This window comes from Rhizorhabdus dicambivorans (assembly GCF_002355275.1).
In the GTDB taxonomy this organism is placed as follows: Bacteria; Pseudomonadota; Alphaproteobacteria; order Sphingomonadales; family Sphingomonadaceae; genus Rhizorhabdus; species Rhizorhabdus dicambivorans.
Genome location: NZ_CP023449.1, coordinates 4,305,581 through 4,320,951 on the forward strand (window position 1 = coordinate 4,305,581; position 15,371 = coordinate 4,320,951).

The 15,371-nt window shown below is 66.9% G+C and carries 13 protein-coding genes and 1 pseudogene; 5 read left to right on the top strand and 9 right to left on the bottom strand.

Going from position 1 to position 15,371, the window contains the following annotated elements; genetic code table 11:
• Nucleotides 1–210: 210 nt before the first annotated feature.
• The gene (locus tag CMV14_RS20245) at nucleotides 211–999 is read right to left on the bottom strand and encodes a trypsin-like peptidase domain-containing protein (protein WP_066966886.1); all 789 of its coding nucleotides are present in this window, start codon (nucleotides 997–999) and stop codon (nucleotides 211–213) included.
• 375 nt (nucleotides 1,000–1,374) lie between these two features.
• Between CMV14_RS20245 and CMV14_RS20250 the strand changes: the two genes are divergently transcribed.
• A complete protein-coding gene (locus CMV14_RS20250; protein WP_066966890.1) occupies nucleotides 1,375–4,068 on the top strand; it encodes an adenylate/guanylate cyclase domain-containing protein in 2,694 nt (897 codons plus the stop codon).
• A gap of 405 nt (nucleotides 4,069–4,473) precedes the next feature.
• On the opposite strand, the pseudogene CMV14_RS27635 reads toward CMV14_RS20250, so the two are convergent.
• Nucleotides 4,474–5,229: pseudogene (locus tag CMV14_RS27635) on the bottom strand (endonuclease/exonuclease/phosphatase family protein); the annotation flags it as partial.
• Between the two features lie 133 nt (nucleotides 5,230–5,362).
• Between CMV14_RS27635 and CMV14_RS20265 the strand changes: the two are divergent.
• Nucleotides 5,363–6,151, top strand: coding sequence for a hypothetical protein (locus CMV14_RS20265; protein ID WP_066966899.1), 789 nt, complete (start codon nucleotides 5,363–5,365; stop codon nucleotides 6,149–6,151).
• A 7-nt stretch (nucleotides 6,152–6,158) separates the two neighbouring features.
• Here the strand turns inward: CMV14_RS20265 and CMV14_RS20270 are convergent, their stop codons facing one another.
• Genes CMV14_RS20270 through CMV14_RS20280 form a run of 3 tightly spaced genes read right to left on the bottom strand, consistent with a single transcriptional unit; the run spans nucleotide 6,159 to nucleotide 9,164 of the window.
• Nucleotides 6,159–7,220 (bottom strand): phosphotransferase, encoded by a 1,062-nt coding sequence (locus CMV14_RS20270; RefSeq protein ID WP_066966902.1) that lies wholly within the window; start codon nucleotides 7,218–7,220, stop codon nucleotides 6,159–6,161.
• Nucleotides 7,217–8,395, bottom strand: a complete 1,179-nt coding sequence (locus CMV14_RS20275; RefSeq protein ID WP_066966904.1) for an acyl-CoA dehydrogenase family protein — start codon at nucleotides 8,393–8,395, stop codon at nucleotides 7,217–7,219. Before CMV14_RS20275 ends, CMV14_RS20270 begins: the two co-directional genes overlap by 4 nt.
• A gap of 13 nt (nucleotides 8,396–8,408) precedes the next feature.
• On the bottom strand, nucleotides 8,409–9,164 hold the full coding sequence (locus CMV14_RS20280) for an SDR family NAD(P)-dependent oxidoreductase (protein WP_066966908.1): 756 nt from the start codon (nucleotides 9,162–9,164) through the stop codon (nucleotides 8,409–8,411).
• 44 nt (nucleotides 9,165–9,208) lie between these two features.
• Here CMV14_RS20280 and CMV14_RS20285 point away from each other — a divergent pair, with 44 nt between their 5' ends.
• The 3 genes from CMV14_RS20285 (at nucleotide 9,209) to CMV14_RS20295 (ending at nucleotide 11,527) form a co-directional block, all read left to right on the top strand.
• The gene (locus CMV14_RS20285; RefSeq protein WP_238147102.1) at nucleotides 9,209–9,901 is read left to right on the top strand and encodes a GntR family transcriptional regulator; all 693 of its coding nucleotides are present in this window, start codon (nucleotides 9,209–9,211) and stop codon (nucleotides 9,899–9,901) included.
• A gap of 76 nt (nucleotides 9,902–9,977) precedes the next feature.
• Nucleotides 9,978–10,670 (top strand): TorF family putative porin, encoded by a 693-nt coding sequence (locus tag CMV14_RS20290; protein ID WP_083216010.1) that lies wholly within the window; start codon nucleotides 9,978–9,980, stop codon nucleotides 10,668–10,670.
• Nucleotides 10,671–10,735: 65 nt separating this feature from the next.
• Nucleotides 10,736–11,527 carry a hypothetical protein gene (locus tag CMV14_RS20295; RefSeq protein WP_066966915.1) on the top strand — a complete coding sequence of 264 codons (792 nt, stop codon included), beginning with the start codon at nucleotides 10,736–10,738 and terminating at the stop codon, nucleotides 11,525–11,527.
• 97 nt (nucleotides 11,528–11,624) lie between these two features.
• Here the strand turns inward: CMV14_RS20295 and CMV14_RS20300 are convergent, their stop codons facing one another.
• The 4 genes from CMV14_RS20300 to CMV14_RS20315 all read right to left on the bottom strand — a co-directional run bounded on the left by CMV14_RS20300 (nucleotide 11,625) and on the right by CMV14_RS20315 (nucleotide 15,351).
• Nucleotides 11,625–12,257, bottom strand: a complete 633-nt coding sequence (locus CMV14_RS20300) for a hypothetical protein (RefSeq protein WP_066966918.1) — start codon at nucleotides 12,255–12,257, stop codon at nucleotides 11,625–11,627.
• On the bottom strand, nucleotides 12,254–12,652 hold the full coding sequence (locus tag CMV14_RS20305) for a hypothetical protein (protein WP_066966921.1): 399 nt from the start codon (nucleotides 12,650–12,652) through the stop codon (nucleotides 12,254–12,256). The genes CMV14_RS20300 and CMV14_RS20305 overlap by 4 nt, the downstream gene beginning before the upstream one ends.
• Nucleotides 12,653–12,687: 35 nt before the next feature.
• On the bottom strand, nucleotides 12,688–14,598 hold the full coding sequence (locus tag CMV14_RS20310) for a DNA/RNA non-specific endonuclease (protein ID WP_066966924.1): 1,911 nt from the start codon (nucleotides 14,596–14,598) through the stop codon (nucleotides 12,688–12,690).
• A 225-nt stretch (nucleotides 14,599–14,823) separates the two neighbouring features.
• On the bottom strand, nucleotides 14,824–15,351 hold the full coding sequence (locus CMV14_RS20315; protein WP_066966927.1) for an outer membrane protein: 528 nt from the start codon (nucleotides 15,349–15,351) through the stop codon (nucleotides 14,824–14,826).
• Between the last annotated feature and the right edge of the window lie 20 nt (nucleotides 15,352–15,371).

Genomic DNA, 15,371 nt, shown 5'->3' on the forward strand with positions numbered 1-15,371 from the left:
GACTCCTCTTTCGATAGAGAAGCCCTATCACGTGCAGACCGGGCTGGCCACAGATCCTCCCTATGCGAAGCATGGGGAGGGGGACCGCTCGCGCAGCGAGTGGTGGAGGGGTGACGGCGCAAGGCGCCGGCTTCGCCGTCGCCCCCTCCACCACGCCTTCGGCGCGGTCCCCCTCCCCACCGCTACGCGGCAGGGAGGATCGGGGAGGAACTAGCGCAATGCCATCCGCAGCGGCCGGGCCTCGTCGTCGGCGGCGACCATCGCCACCATCGCCGTCACCGCCGCGTCGAAGCGCAGCCCGAAGCCGAAGCATTCGTCCCCGCTGCACATCCGCCCGACATGGAGCCCGACCACCGCGCCGCCGCGTGCCAGATACAGGCCACCCGACGATCCGGGAGCCGAGGCCGCGCTGCTCGCGAACAACCGCCCGGGATCGGAGACGTGCAGCCCGCCCGCCGCGTCGCGCACCGGCCCGAGCGGAAAGGCCCGCGCCTCTCCCGTCGTCGCGGAGGGGCCGTCGCCGCCGCCCGCCGGGAAGGAAAGCAGCCGTACTGGCTGGACGGCGCCCCCCCGCGCCCGCGCGGCGAGGGCGATCGGCGTCACCGGCATCGGCCGGTCGAGCTTGAGCACCGCGACATCCTGCGCGCTGTCGTCGCGGCGGGCGGTATCGGACCAGGGCGATCGGGCATAGGCCACCCGCGCCGCCGCGCGAACGCTGCCGTCGGGCCCATAGAGCCGGAAGGTGCAGGCGCGCGGATCGACCGGCCCGCCCGCCGGAAACAGGATATGGGCGGCGGTGACCACGGTGTCGGCGGCACCGACCACCCAGCCGCTGCCGTCCTCCACCGCGGCGCGCCCACCGGGCGCGGCACAGACGAGACGGCCGACTCCGTCGGGGCCGGGCGCCCCGTTTCCGCCATCGCCATGGGCGGGTGCCGCCAGCGCCAGCAGGGCAGACAGCCCCGGCGCCAGGACACGCGATACGCAACGCAACACCATCACCGCATCCAGCCAGTGTCCGCGCCTGCCACGCCCCTCCGGGGGGACAACGGGCGAAGAACGACTTCGATGCAGCCCAGGCTAGGGCGCAAATTTCTAGATCAGGCTAATCTTCATGGTGTGGAAACGCTTGCGAAACAGGGTTAATTGTCGACGAGGGGGCGATGCCAATCCTTTTGAAACCTCATCGCGCCCATGGGGATCGCGCGGCCCATGCCGTCGATCGGAGGAGGCGCCGCTCGCATGGCGCTTGTATGATGCCGCGCGGGGCGGCACATCGGGATCAGGGGGACCACGCCATGCGCGGCGATTGCGAGGACGAACGGGGGAGATGGGGAATGACGGCGTGACGCACGGCCCCAGCCTGTCGCCGACATGACCGAGATGCAGCCGATCGCGCCGATCGGCGAAGCGCCGCCGTCGGCGCGCGCCCTGTTCTGGCGGCTGATGTGGCTCTACCAGGGCGGCTGCGCGGCGGCGATCGTCATCACCATGTCGCTCGGCCTGTTCGGGCTCGAACTCGCGCTCCGGCAATGGATCATCCTGATCGGCCTGACGCCGATCGTCGTCGCGGTCTACAACCTGTCCGACTGCTATCTGATCGTCCGCCATTACCGGCCGATCGACAAGGCGTTGAGAGCGCTCGATGCCGGCACCGTCCCGTCGCAGGAGGTGCTTGCCGAAGCGGTCGTCCGCGCGCTCAATCTGCCCTTCTACAGCTTCATGCGGGTCACATTCCTGCATGGCCCGCTGGTCGGCGTGATGGTCTGCATCGTCCTGCCCGCCGGCAATTACTTCTTCGACGCCGGCATGGCCCCCTGGCAGATCATCGTGTTCGCCGCGACCTGCCTGTTCTTCGCCTCGCCCACCCACGCCATCTTCGAATATTTCGGGGTCAGCCGCGCGTTGGTGCCGACGATCATCCGCCTGTCGAAGGAGCTGGGCCCGCTGCCCGCCGAATATCAGCAGGGCCTCGTCGCCATCCGGCTCAAGAGCAAGCTGCTCTACCTGACGATCTTCGTCGCCGCCCTGCCACTGATCTTCTTCGCCGCCTCGATCGTGTTCAAGGTGCAGCGGATGTTCCTGCTCCAGGGCATCGATCCGACCGCGTCGATGATGATGCCGCTCTATATCTGGATCACCGGCGTCGTCCTCGTCTGCATGCTCGGATCGGTGCTGATGGCGCTGCTCACCGCGCATGAGGTGTCGCGCTCGGCGTCGCAGCTGATCGACAATATGCGGATGGTGGAGCGCGGCGATCTCGAGCAGGTCAAGCTCGAGGTCATCTCCACCGACGAATATGCCGACATCTACCGTGGCTTCCAGCTGATGGTCGAGGCGCTGCGCGAGGAACAGCTGATCCTGGAGGTCAGCAACGATCTGGCCGGCGAGCTCAAGCTGGAGCTGCTGATCGCCCGGATCATGCGCACCACCGCCGACCTGCTCAACGCCGAGCGATCGACCCTGTTCGTCTATGATCGCAAGACCGACGAATTGTTCTCGCTGTTCGCCGATGGCGACATGGTCCGCGAGATCCGCCTGCCCTCGAACCGCGGCATCGCCGGCGCGGTGTTCACCAGCGGCATCGCGGAGAATATCGCCGATCCCTATGCGGATCCGCGCTTCAACCAGGAGGTCGACAAGGCGACCGGCTTCGTCACCCGCTCGATCCTGTGCCAGCCGATCTTCGATAAGAGCGGCGCCCGGATCGGCGTCACCCAGATCCTCAACAAGCGCGACGCGGCGGCCTTCACCGCGAAGGACGAGGCCCGCCTGCGCGCCTTCTCCGCCCAGATCGCGGTATGCCTGGAGAATGCCCGGCTGTTCGACGACGTGCTCTACATGAAGAACTATAACGAGAGCATCCTGAAGAGCACCTCGAACGCGGTCATCACCTTCGACGAGGAGCACCGGATCGTCACCGCCAACGAGGCCGCCCGCAAGCTGATGAACGCATCGGACGCGCTGATCGGCACCCCCGCCAACGACGCCTTCACCGGCCGGAACGGCTGGATCGCCGAGCGGCTGGAACGTACCGACCGCGACCGCGAGGCCTATATCGCGGTCGATGCGGAGCTGGTCGGCCAGGACGGCGCCGCCTCCTCGATCAACCTCACCGCCGCGCCGCTGGTCGACGCCAATGACGCGGTGATCGGATCGATGCTGGTGATGGAGGACATCACCAGTGAGAAGCGCGTCCGCTCCACCATGGCACGCTACATGTCCAAGGAGGTCGCCGACCAGCTATTGGAGGCCGGCGAGGACCAGCTGACCGGCAAGGCGCAGACCGTCTCGATCCTGTTCTCCGACGTGCGCGGCTTCACCACGATCGCCGAGAAGATCGGCGCGCGCGAGACGGTGACGATGCTCAACAGCTATTTCACCGAGATGGTCGACGTCATCTTCGAGCATAAGGGGATACTCGACAAATATATCGGCGACGCGATCATGGCGCTGTTCGGCGCGCCCTTCGCCGGCCCCAACGACGCCGACAACGCGATCGCCACCGCGAACCAGATGCTGGTCGAGCTCAAGGCGCTCAACCTCAAGCGGGTGGAGATGGGCGAGGCGCCGATCGACATCGGCCTGGGCATCAGCACCGGCGACGTGATCGTCGGCAATATCGGCTCGATCAAGCGCATGGAGTACACCGTCATCGGCGACAGCGTGAACCTCGCCTCGCGGCTGGAGGGCGCGAACAAGGCCTATGGCTCGAAGATCCTCTTCTCCGAATTCACCCATGCCCGGCTGGCCGATCCGAAGCTGGTGCGCGAGATCGACCTGATCCGGGTGAAGGGCAAGGATTTCCCGGTCGGCGTCCATGAATCGCTCGGCTACCGCGCCGACGAGGTCGATCGCGGCCTGGGTGCGATGCTCGAACATTATGCCGAAGGGCTGGCCGCCTATCGCGCCATGCAATGGGCCGATGCCGAGCAGGCCTTCCTCACCGCGCTCAAGGCGATGCCGGGCGACGGCCCCTCGGCCATGTATGTCGAGCGCTGCCGCGCCTTCATGAAGACCCCCCCCGCCCCGGACTGGGATGGCGTCTGGACGCTCACCAGCAAATAGAACGCAGCACGGCTTCGTCAGCACGTCGTCAGGCCGGGCCTGATCCGGGGCCCCGCTTCTCGCCGGGTCGGGGGCCAGGGCCAGCATGATGGGGCGTCGCTCGCCGATCCGGTAATGGACCACATAGCCGATATGGTCGGACAGCATGCCGCCATCGGCCTCACGGCCGAACGGAGCCTCCACCCCGCTGGCGCTCAGCGCGACGCCGCCGCCCGGCACCGCGATCTGCCAGTCCTTGTTGTGGCGCAGCGCCCGGGCGGCATCGTCGCCGGGTTCGATCCAGCAATTCGCCGAGGCGGCAAGGCAGCGGGCCAGCGCCCCGCCTCCACCTTCGGCCTCGCCGCTCCAGCGCGCGGCGAACGCCCGCATCCATGTGACGCGCGGCCGCGACTTGCCGACGTTCAGGTCCCCCGCGACGATCGCCGGAACCCGCATCGCCTGCGCCGTCCGGACCAGGCCGTCGAGCGTCTCGACCTGCCAGCGCCAGGCCTGGTCGGCACGGGCGACATCGGTGCCGGCGGCCTTGCGGGCATTCAGATGGGTGGCGATCACCGCGACCGGCCGGTCGACGCCGGGCACGCGGACCAGCGCCATCACCATCCCCTTGTTGGCTAGGCAGTCGAAACCCGCGCAGGCATGGGCGGGAAAGGGCACCCGCTTCACCGCCAGCACCGGATAATCGGACAGGATGAGGAGCCCGCTGTCGAGCCGGCGGCCCAGGCCCTCGCCAGTCAGCATCGATCCGGCGCGCACGAAGGCCCGCTGCACGGGGTTCGCGGGCGGCATCGGCATCGCCTCGCGCGCCGGGCCGTTCACGACATGCGGATAGCCCGAAATCGCCGCGATCCGCTTGGCGCTGTCAGTGAAGGCTTCCTGCAGCACCACGACCGATGGCTGGCGGCCGGTGCGGCGATAGGCGGCCAGCCGCTCGCCGATCCGCTCCAGATCGGCGTCGCGGCCGATCGCGACCGGCCAGGGCAGGCCCTTCACATTATAGGTGAGCACCGAGAGATCCGATCCACCGCCGGGCGCGGCGGGCGCCGGCAGCGGCCGGACGCCGGTGGGGGTCGAGGCGGACAGCATCGCCACGCCGATCCCCATCGCCACGCCCAGGGCACCCCCGGCGAGGATCAGCCGCCGGCCATGATCGCGCATTGTCATGCCCGGTCCGATAGCGCCGGCTCCGGTCGGGCCGGTTACGGCTCATGGGCGGCTTTGCGTCGCCGCGATGACGCGGCTGTCATAATCGGCGGGGATCATCCAACCGTCATCATGGCCTGCTAGCGGACCGGCGATGATCGATCTGCTCCTTGCCGCCGCGCTGGCCGCCACTGCTCCCGCCACCGAAATCGAACGCTTCCCCGCAGCGGAGGCCCACCAGGGCGTCGTCGCCGACGCGCGCTTCGTCTACGCCATTTCGAATGCGGCCATCGGCAAATATGACCGCCGCACCCATCGGCGCGTGGCGGAATGGCGCGGCGATCCCGCCCGCTTCGTCCATATGAACAGTTGCTCGCTGCGGGGCCGGCGGCTCGTCTGCGCGCTTTCCAACTATCCTGCGGTGCCGATGGAAAGCTCGGTCGAGTGGTTCGATCTCGACCGGATGGAGCATCTGCGCACGCACCGCCTGGGCCGGGCGCGTGGTTCGCTCACCTGGATCAGCTGGCATGCCGGAAGCTGGTGGGCCTGCTTCGCCCATTATGACGGCAGGGGCGGCGAGCCTGGGCGCGATCACAGGTCGACGGTGCTGGTGCGCTATGACCGACACTTCGCCGAACAGGGCGTATTCCGCTTCCCCGATGCGCTGCTCGGCCGCTTCGCGCCCTATAGTTCGTCGGGTGGCGCCTGGGGGCGGGACGGGCTGCTCTATGTGACCGGCCACGACCGGCCCGAGCTCTATGCGCTGCGCCTGCCGGAAAGCGGCGATGTGCTCGAACAGGTCGCGACGATCGCGACGCCGACCGGCGGGCAGGCGATTGCCTGGGATAGCAAGGGCGGCCGCACCCTCTGGTCGATCGATCGGGCGAAGGCCGAGGTGGTGGCGTCGAAGGTGCCGGCGGTGGCGGGCAGGCGCCACCCCTGAAACGCCCTCACCCGATCTGCGCGCGGGCGATCGCGGCCAGTTCCGGGAACAGCTTCGCCCGCGCTGCCGCCTGGGCGGAAGCGGCGGTGCCGCGGATCACGCGGCCCTTGATGCCGTGGAAGATCGCAGCCAGCCGGAAGAAATTGAAGGCGGTATAGAAGCGATAGTTGGGGATCGAGTTCCGTCCCGTCCGCGCGCAATAGGCGGCGATATAATCTTCTTCCGACGGGATGTTCAGCGCCTTGAGGTCGGCCCCCGCCAGCCCCGCCACGATGTGCGGCGGCATATCGTACATCATCGCATGATAGGCGAAGTCGGCCAGCGGATGGCCCAGCGTCGACAGCTCCCAGTCGAGCACCGCCAGCACCCTGGGCTCGGTGGGATGGAAAATCATGTTGTCGATGCGGAAATCGCCATGGACGATGGCGGTCTCGTCGCCGGGCGGGATGTTCGCCTGCAGCCAGTCGATCACCCTGTCCATGTTCGCATCGCGCCCGGCCTCGGCATCGTCGCGATACTGCTGCGACCAGCGGCCGATCTGACGCTCGAAATAATTGCCGGGCCTGCCATAGTCGCCCAGGCCGACCGCCTCGTAATCGACATTGTGGAGCGCGGCGATCGTCGCGTTCATCGCGTCGAAATAGGCCGGACGATCGGCGGCCGACACCTCGGGAATGGTCGCGTCCCAGAAGATGCGCCCCTCCACCATGTCCATGATGTAGAACCAGGTACCGATCACCGCATCGTCGGTGCACAGCGCGTGGACATGCGCCACCGGGAATCCGGCCTTGCCCAGCCCGATCAGCACCTTCGCCTCGCGCTCGACCGCATGGGCGCCCTTCAGCAGCTGGCCCGGCGGCTTGCGGCGCAGCACATAGGCCTTGCCCGGCGTCACCAGCTTGTAGGTGGGGTTGGACTGGCCGCCCTTGAACTGCTCGACGGTCAGCGGGCCGGCGAAGCCCGGCACATGCGCCTCCATCCAGCGCGCCAGCGACGCCTCGTCGAAGGCGAAGCCGGCGCGAACCGCCGTCGTGCCCTCATTCTCGCTCTGGCCCGCGCCTGCGCTCATGCCGCGTGGGCCTGGCTCTGGGCAGCCTTGGCATGGTCGCGCTTGATCTTCTTGGCGAGCGACCATTTGTGCACCTCGGTCGGGCCGTCATAGATGCGGAAGGCGCGGATCTCGCGGAACACCTGCTCCACCACGGTGTCGCCCGAGACCCCGGTGCCGCCCATCACCTGCACGCAGCGGTCGGCGACGCGATAGAGCGCCTCCGACACCGCGACCTTGGCCATCGAGCTTTCGACCGTTCCCAGCGAACCGCTGTCGAGCACGCCCGCGCACCAGTCGATCATCAGTTCGCACTGCTGCAGGTCGATCATGTTCTCGGCCAGCATGAAGCCGACGCCCTCATGGTCGATCAGTTTCTTGCCGAAGGCGTCGCGCCGGCACGCATAGTCGCTGGCGATCTCCTGCGCGCGGATCGCGCAGCCCAGCCAGCGCATGCAGTGCGACAGCCGCGCCGGGCTCAGCCGCACCTGCGCATATTTGAAGCCCTCGCCGCTTGCGCCCAGCATCTGGCTGGCGGGCACGCGCAGATTGTCGATCGCCACCACCGAATGGCCGCCGGGCATCGAGCTGTCGATGGTGTCCAGCACCCGCTCGATCCGGATCGCCGGATCGGGCAGGTCGACCAGGAACATGCAGGCGCCGTCTTCCGACTTGGCCATGACGATCCCCACCTTCGCGCCCGCGGCGCCGGTGATGAACGCCTTGCGCCCGTTGATCACCCAATGGTCGCCATCGAGCCGGCAGAGGGTCTGCATCATCGACGGGTCGGAGCCCGCGCCGCCCTCGGCCGCCGGCTCGGTCATGAAGAAGGCCGAACGGCTGTCCCCCGCGACGAGCTGGTCGAGGAAACGCGCCTTCTGCTCGGCCGAACCGACCTTGCCGATCAGGTACATATTGCCCTCGTCGGGCGCCATGGTGTTCACCGCCAGCGGCCCCAGCGGCGACAGGCCAGACTTGATCAGCACGATTGCGGTTTCGCGCTGGCTGAGGTGCGATCCGTCGGGCAGGATGTGCGGGGTGAGCACCCCCGCCGCGCGGGCCTTGCCGCGCATCTCCTGCACCAGCTCATCGGTCGGGCCGTGCGATGTCGCGCGCGGGTCCTTCTCATAGGGGATCACGGTTTCGCGGACGAAGGCTTCGACCTTGGCCGCGATCGCGCGGGCGCGTTCGGTCATTCCATTTCTCCGTTCAAAGGGTGCTGGTCAGGTGGCCGCCATCGGCGACGATCACCGATCCGGTCATGTAGGCGGACGCGTCCGAGGCGAGCAGCAGCAGCGGCCCGTCCAGGTCGCTGGGCTGGCCGAGGCGGCGTTGCGGGATACGCCGGATCATCGCCTTGCCCGGCTCGGTCTCCCAGAAGTCGCGGTTCAGGTCGGTCGAGATGTAGCCCGGGCAGATGCAGTTCACGCGGATGCCCGAGCGGGCCAGTTCCAGCGCCGCCACCTTGGTGATCTGTATGACGGCGGCCTTGGACGCCGCATAGGTCGAGACATGGGCGCCCTGCCGCAGGCCCAGGATCGAGGCGATGTTGATGATCGATCCGCCCTGCCCCCGCGCCTGCATCGCCCGCGCGGCCGCCTGGGTGAGCAGGAACATGCCCTTGGCGTTGGTGTCGACCACCCGGTCCCAGTCTTCCCCGCTCTGCTCGAGAAAGGGTTTCTCGACCACGACGCCGGCATTGTTGACCAGGATGTCGACCTCCGCGAGGCGCGCTTCGAGGCCGGCGATGCTGGTGGGGCTGCTGACGTCGAGCGAGACCTCCTCGGCGCGCCCCCCCGCCGCGCGGATGCGCCCCGCCACCTCGGCCAATGCCTCGGCGCGACGCGCCGCGAGGATCACCGCCGCCCCGGCCCGCGCCAGCGTTTCGGCGAAATGGGCGCCCAGCCCCGCCGAAGCGCCGGTAACGAGGGCGGTCTTGCCCGCCAGGTTGAACAGTTCGGCCATATGGCTCCTCCCGCGAATCTATCGCTCGACTATGGAACAGGATTGTGGAACAATCAATCGACATGGCGGCACTCTCATCCTCCGGCCCTGCCGAGCCCTGGCCCGGCCCCGAGCCTTCGGGATCGGCGCGGCGCGTCTATCTGGGCATCCTCGGCGATCTGGAGGCGGGGCGGATGGTGCCGGGCCAGCGGCTCGTCGAGACCGAACTGGCGCAGCGTTTCGAGGTCGGCCGCAATGCGGTGCGGGAGGCGATGCAGCACCTCGCCGGACGCGGCGTGGTCGATCTCAGCCCGAACCGCTCGCCGGCCATCCGGCGGCTCGACCTCGCCGAATGCTTCGAGGTGCTCGACGTCGCCGAGACGATGACCCGCCTGGTCGCGCGCAGCGCCGCGCGGCGCTTCGGCCCGGATCATGCCGATGCGCTGGAGCGCGCGATCACCGACCTGGCCGAGGCGGCAGCGGGGGAGCCCGTGCAGTTCAGCGCGGCGCGACGGCGCTTCTACCGCACCCTGCTGCTGATCGGCGGCAATCGCGAGCTGCAGCGGCTGTTCCCCGGCATCGGCACGCACATCATCCATGCCCAATATCCCTCGCCCCGGATGCAGGGGATCAGGCTGGCCGACTATCAGGCGATGGCCCGCGCGATCGCGGCTGGCGACGGGGAAGGCGCGGAGGCCGCGGCCGGCGCGCATGTCGAGCATGTCCGCAGCGTGATCCGCGAACTCGCCCGGATGTAACCGCATCGCTATATGTAACAAAGCATGTTTACGTAGCGGCCATTGCGGGCCATGATCTGGGCATGTGGGGGGCACGATGATCCGGATGATCCGGTCGCTGTTGGGGGCGGCGCTCCTCATCCCGACGGCGGCGCTGGCCCAGGCGGAGGCGGAACCCCCGGCGGTCTCGATCGCCTACAACGCCGCGATCGTCTCCGACTATCGCTTCCGCGGCATCAGCTACACCAACCGCAAGCCCGCCGTGCAGGGCGGCGCCGACATCAGCTTCCATTCGGGCTTGTTCGCCGGCACCTGGCTGTCGAGCATCTCCAACTATGGCGGCGCCCATGCCGAAATCGATCTGTATGGTGGCTATGCCGGATCGGTCGGCGGCTGGAACTACAGCGCGACGGTGCTCGGCTATTTCTATCCGAACGGCGTCGACACCGATTATGTCGAGACGCAGGCGACGCTGGCCCACACCATCGGCCCCGTGACCGCCACCGCCACCGTCGCCTATACCCCCAAGCAGTGGAACACCGGCGACAATCTCTACACCAGCCTCGGCGCGGACGTGGCTGTCCTGGGCACCCCGCTCACCGCCTCGGTCAATGTCGGGCGGGAAAATGGCAGCTATGACGAGAAATGGGATTGGTCGGCGGGCCTGACCTACACGATCGACAGGCTCGAAATCTCGGCCACCTATATCGACAGCAACTATAAGAGCCCGCTCGAGGCCGGACGGAATGCGCGCGCCACCGCGCTGCTGTCGGTGAAGGCGACCTTCTAACCGTCCACGGATTTTGATAGGCCTCGGCGTTGGGGGACGCGGGCGCTTTTGCCAGGAGGCTTTCGATGGTGCGGCTGTTCCTCTCGGTCGACATGGCCGGTTCCACCCAGTTCAAGGGGCGCTTTGCCGATGGCAGCAGCTGGCTCGACACCTTCCGCACCTTCTTCACCAATTTCCCGCTGATGCTGGCCGGCCAGGTCGGCTTCGCCTTCCTGGAGGAAGGCGAGACGCCGGTGGTCGAGGTGTGGAAGGTGATGGGGGACGAGGTGATCTTCGTCGCCACCCCCGAAAGCCCGGAGGCGCTGGTCAACATGCTGCTTGCGCTGATCCGCACGATGAACGCCTATGAGGAGCGCTATCTCGAGGATCTGCCGCTGCGGCTGAAGGGCACCGCCTGGCTCGCCGAATTCGGCACCCGCAACATCGAGCTGGAGATTCCCGAGCTGTCCGGCGGCGAAGGCGTCCGCGCGATCGACTTCATCGGCCCCGATCTCGATCTCGGCTTCCGCGTCACCAAATTCTCGCGGCCCGCCTGCCTCGCCCTCTCCTTCGACGTCGCCGATCTGGTGATAGCGGCGGGCAATGCGGGCGATGTCTCGCTCCACCTGATCGGATCGGAGGAGCTGAAGGGGGTGATGTTCGGCCGGCCCTATCCGATCATCTGGATGCTGGAGGCCGGCACCGATTTCAACTTCATGCCCTGGGAGGTCGAGCAGTGCCCGCACATGGCGCGGGCGGCGACCATGCCCCCTTCCCCGGTTTCGGACGTCGAGCGCGCGATCGGCAATATGCGGCTCTACCTGCGCAAGATGCACGGGGTGGAGCGGCCGAGGATGGTGCTGGGCGGCGCAGGCTGAGCCGGGATCCCTGGAGCAAGATGCCTTAATCTGACGCATCCCGCTCAGCCCCTCCTCAGGGTGAGCGGAGCAGATAAAAGGCACGACGTTCCAGCTCTCAATGGCTGGTCAGGGAGAGAGCAAATGCCGGCTTCGGTGCGGCCGGTTCGGGCGGGTTCGCCGCCCAGGCGAAGATGCCGATGCCGAAGATCACCAGGGCGACTGCGGCCGGGAGAATGGCGACGAGACGGTCGAACTTGAGGCGGACATACAGGAAGCCCGCATCCGGCATGATCAGATCGTTGAACGCCTTGGCCTGCTGGAGAAACCGGTGCGCCTCCGCATCTTCGATGCCCCGCGCCTTAACCTGATCGACTCGGGATACGAAGGCCTCGCACGAAGAGATGCCGGGCGGAAAAGCATGTTCATATTTCCGGTCGACGGCCTCGCTGATGATGGCCAGCTCCGTTCCGGCATCGGCGGCGGCGAGCTGCCGGAAATTGACGCTGTCCACGGTCAGCACGGCGATCGCCCGTTTCAGGATCAGATAGAGACCGACGAAGCCGATGGCGATGCCAGCCACCGCAAGGCTTAGCCGAAGCGTGTCCGCTCGCGGGTCCAGGCTACCCAGGTTGGACAATGAGCTTCCGGCGAAAACGCTCGCCGCCGTCGCCACGACGCCGCCGACCAGCCATTTGGAGGTTTCGCGCAGTGCGGTGCCGGCAGCCGTCAATCCCTGCGGGTCGCTCACGGCTCCCCGATCCCCTGGAACCGGATCACCACGGATCCCAGTTCGCTCATTCCCCTGGAGAGCTTTGCCATCGAATGGAAATCGACGGTGGTTACCTGCGAATATTCCACGCCCTGCGGATTTTCGGTCAGCGGGTCATCGATCAGCGTTCTGAAGCCACTCGCCACCGCCTCATCAAATGTGGTGAGCCCCGCCACGCCGCCTGACAGGCGCAAGAAGGTCCGGGCGGTGCTGAACACGTCCGTCATCAAGAAGGGCGTGGAAGGTGTAAACGAATCGCCCGACCAACCGATCTGTTTGCCCTCGGGCGAGGCGATGATCAGTTCCACGATCTCCCCGCCACAGGATATCCGAAGCTTACCGTCGATGTCGGGAACGACGATGACCTTGTTCATGCCCTGCCCTCCGTACGGCCTGCCGCTCGCGGCGATCAGGCGAAGAAATCCGCGTCCGATTCGATCAGCCGCGCGCCCGCCGGGCCGGCACCCAGCGCCTGCGGCGCCGGCAGCCTCTCCAGCTTGTTCCAAACCGCAGGGAAGCGGATGCCGGTCTTCGCGCCGATGTCCGCGATCGGCACCTGGAACCAGCGGAACTCGTCGAGTTCGAGGGTTTCGGCCCGGACCACCTTCTTCACCAGGTCGCGCTGCGTCAGGATGAAGCCGCGCAATGCCAACGCGCCTCGGTCGACAAACAGGACGATCTTCCAGAATTCGGTGGGGACCTGAACGTCGAGTCCCTCATCGGGCTTCGTGTAATGCGGGTCGTCGCTGGCCAGGATCGGGCCGGCGAACAGCGAGACCTTCAGGTCGTCGGGTTCGGCCTCGTCGAACACCGCATTTTCGAGCTTGCCCCACAGGCCCTTGAGCTTCGACTGGTTGAAGCGCTCGTGCTGCGGGGTCATGTTGGTGAAGTAGAAACTGTCGCGATTGGCGCGGGCCGCCTCCTCGTCGCTGCCCCAGCACAGATCCGCGCGGCGGGCGACATGGCCGCGATCGAACGGATTGCCGGCGTAGAGTTCGTCGCCGATCTGGTAATCCTCGAGATCGCCGCGCTCATCCTTGACGAAATCGAGCCCCTTGCGGCCGAGATATTGGATGGTGGCGCCGTCGATGTTCCACGCCACCATGCGCGGCAGCCGCCGGGCCCGGCTCAGCCAGACCGAGAAATGGCAATAGCGCAGCTCGGCCTTCTCATCGAGGCTGGCGAGATCCTTTCTCGCCGTCGGGGTGAAGGTCGGCAGCGGCAGTTCCTCGCCCAGGAAGGCTGGATCATAGCCGGTCGCCAGCACATTTTCCGCGCGGACCTCCTGCACCGTCGCATTGGCGGGGACCGGCTCGATCTCCAGCTTCTCGAACACCGAATGGGCCTGGCAGGCCAACGCATATTCGCCGTCGGAATCCTCGGCATCGCCGCCGAAGTGCAGCCCGATCATGATGTCGCTCGGCTTGCCGTCGGCACCGATCGCCATCCAGGCGGAGCCGGAGTCGCCACCCTTCGATATCTCGTCGGACGGCGGCCGGAAGTTCGGATCGAGGCTGATCTCGAAGCCGCCGATCTTCTCGACGATCCCGTCGCCATAATTGAGCTGAGTGACCATCGAGACCCGCGTCACGACGCCGCGGGTGACGCCGGTGGTTCGGCCCGACTTGACGACCTTGTCGTCGAGCTCGGCCTTGGCGATCCGGTTCACCGCCCTGCCCAGATCGAGGATGGTGCCGTCGAAATGCCGGGCGTCGAGGCTCGCGATCGCGCAATCACCGGCGAGGCCGAGATGGCTGCGCACCAGCGTGCCGACGACATTCTCGTCGGTCCGGTTGTCGTCATAGCGGCCGGGCTGGACGACGGGATCGCCGATCTCGCCTTCGGGGGTATGAAGGACATGCCAGTTGGACAGCATCACCGGCAGGCCGCTCTGCCGATCCATCACGATCGCGCCGAGCGTGCCGGCGGTTGCGCTGCGATGGCCGATGCTGACTCCAGGGACGATCGGATCGAGCCGCTGCTTGCGGCGATCCTTCTGCGGCGCGGCGACGAGCTGATAATCGGTCTTGAAGCTGCGCTGGACAACGTCGGTCGGGAACTCGACGCCTTCGAAGCTGACGGTCTCGGGAATCGGCTCGGAATCGAGGCTCTCAGGCACCGCGACCTTGGAATCGACCGAGAACTGGACGGCGAGCTGGTCGGTGCGCTTGCCGCCCACCATCTTGTAGCCGATACCGACGGCGTTGATGTTCGGCCGGGACAGGAACGCTTCGCCCCTGGAGCGGATGTAGCGCTCCATCACCTCCATCAGTTCAGTGTTGGATTTGCCCTTCCCGCTCTTCGCAGCCTTGCGCGCCATATGCCCTCCGACGGTGGATCGTTTCGCTTCACGCCAAACATCTTGTCACGCCCTAGCCCGCTATTGGGACAGATCGGCTACCGTAGGGAAAGCGGAACCCGCTCGATTCCGGACCAAGTTACGGAGGCGATACTTCCCCGCCGGGAAGCCGCCGTCATCTCCGTAAAGTTTCGCAGATCCGACCGCGCGAAAAGGGGCCCGGCGCGTGCCGGGCCCCTTCGATGATCAGAAGCGGACGCCGAAGGCGGCAACCGCCTGGTTGCGGCTGACATCGGCCTCATAGTTGGAATAGCGATATTCGACCTTCACGAAGGACTTGGCCGAGATCGCATATTCATAGCCGAGGCCGAGGCGGAAGCCGTCCTCGTTCGAGCCGCCGAAGCCGTTCACCTCGATGCGCGCATTGGTGTAGCCGGCCTTGGCATAGAGCAGGCCCGAACCAAGCACGGTGCCGACGCGGGCGCCGACATAGAGGTCGCGGTCGGTCTCGATGTCGGGGCCGGCCAGCTTGATCTTCGCGGTGGAGTCGGTCACGTCGGCCTCGATGCCGATCACGGCGCCGCCGGCGGCAATGTCATAGCCGACGCCCACGCCATAGAGGAAACCGTCCGGGTTCTTGATCCCCGGCGCGCCGACATTGTCGTAACCGACAAGACCTTCCACGCGGAAACCGGTGAAGGCGGACGCTTCCTGGGCCATGGCGGGCGCGGCGAAACAGGCCGCGAAAGCAGCCGCCAGAACATAGCTCTTCATTATATTCCCCTTACGTTTTC

What these genes read in the sequence shown, in the direction of transcription:
- CMV14_RS20275 (WP_066966904.1), bottom strand. Translation starts at nt 8,395, where the DNA reads ATGACCGAACGCGCCCGCGCGATCGCGGCCAAGGTCGAAGCCTTCGTC.
- CMV14_RS20250 (WP_066966890.1), top strand. Translation starts at nt 1,375, where the DNA reads ATGACCGAGATGCAGCCGATCGCGCCGATCGGCGAAGCGCCGCCGTCG.
- CMV14_RS20280 (WP_066966908.1), bottom strand. Translation starts at nt 9,164, where the DNA reads ATGGCCGAACTGTTCAACCTGGCGGGCAAGACCGCCCTCGTTACCGGC.
- CMV14_RS20265 (WP_066966899.1), top strand. Translation starts at nt 5,363, where the DNA reads ATGATCGATCTGCTCCTTGCCGCCGCGCTGGCCGCCACTGCTCCCGCC.
- CMV14_RS20270 (WP_066966902.1), bottom strand. Translation starts at nt 7,220, where the DNA reads ATGAGCGCAGGCGCGGGCCAGAGCGAGAATGAGGGCACGACGGCGGTT.
- CMV14_RS20310 (WP_066966924.1), bottom strand. Translation starts at nt 14,598, where the DNA reads ATGGCGCGCAAGGCTGCGAAGAGCGGGAAGGGCAAATCCAACACTGAA.
- CMV14_RS20245 (WP_066966886.1), bottom strand. Translation starts at nt 999, where the DNA reads ATGGTGTTGCGTTGCGTATCGCGTGTCCTGGCGCCGGGGCTGTCTGCC.
- CMV14_RS20290 (WP_083216010.1), top strand. Translation starts at nt 9,978, where the DNA reads ATGATCCGGATGATCCGGTCGCTGTTGGGGGCGGCGCTCCTCATCCCG.
- CMV14_RS20305 (WP_066966921.1), bottom strand. Translation starts at nt 12,652, where the DNA reads ATGAACAAGGTCATCGTCGTTCCCGACATCGACGGTAAGCTTCGGATA.
- CMV14_RS20315 (WP_066966927.1), bottom strand. Translation starts at nt 15,351, where the DNA reads ATGAAGAGCTATGTTCTGGCGGCTGCTTTCGCGGCCTGTTTCGCCGCG.
- CMV14_RS20295 (WP_066966915.1), top strand. Translation starts at nt 10,736, where the DNA reads ATGGTGCGGCTGTTCCTCTCGGTCGACATGGCCGGTTCCACCCAGTTC.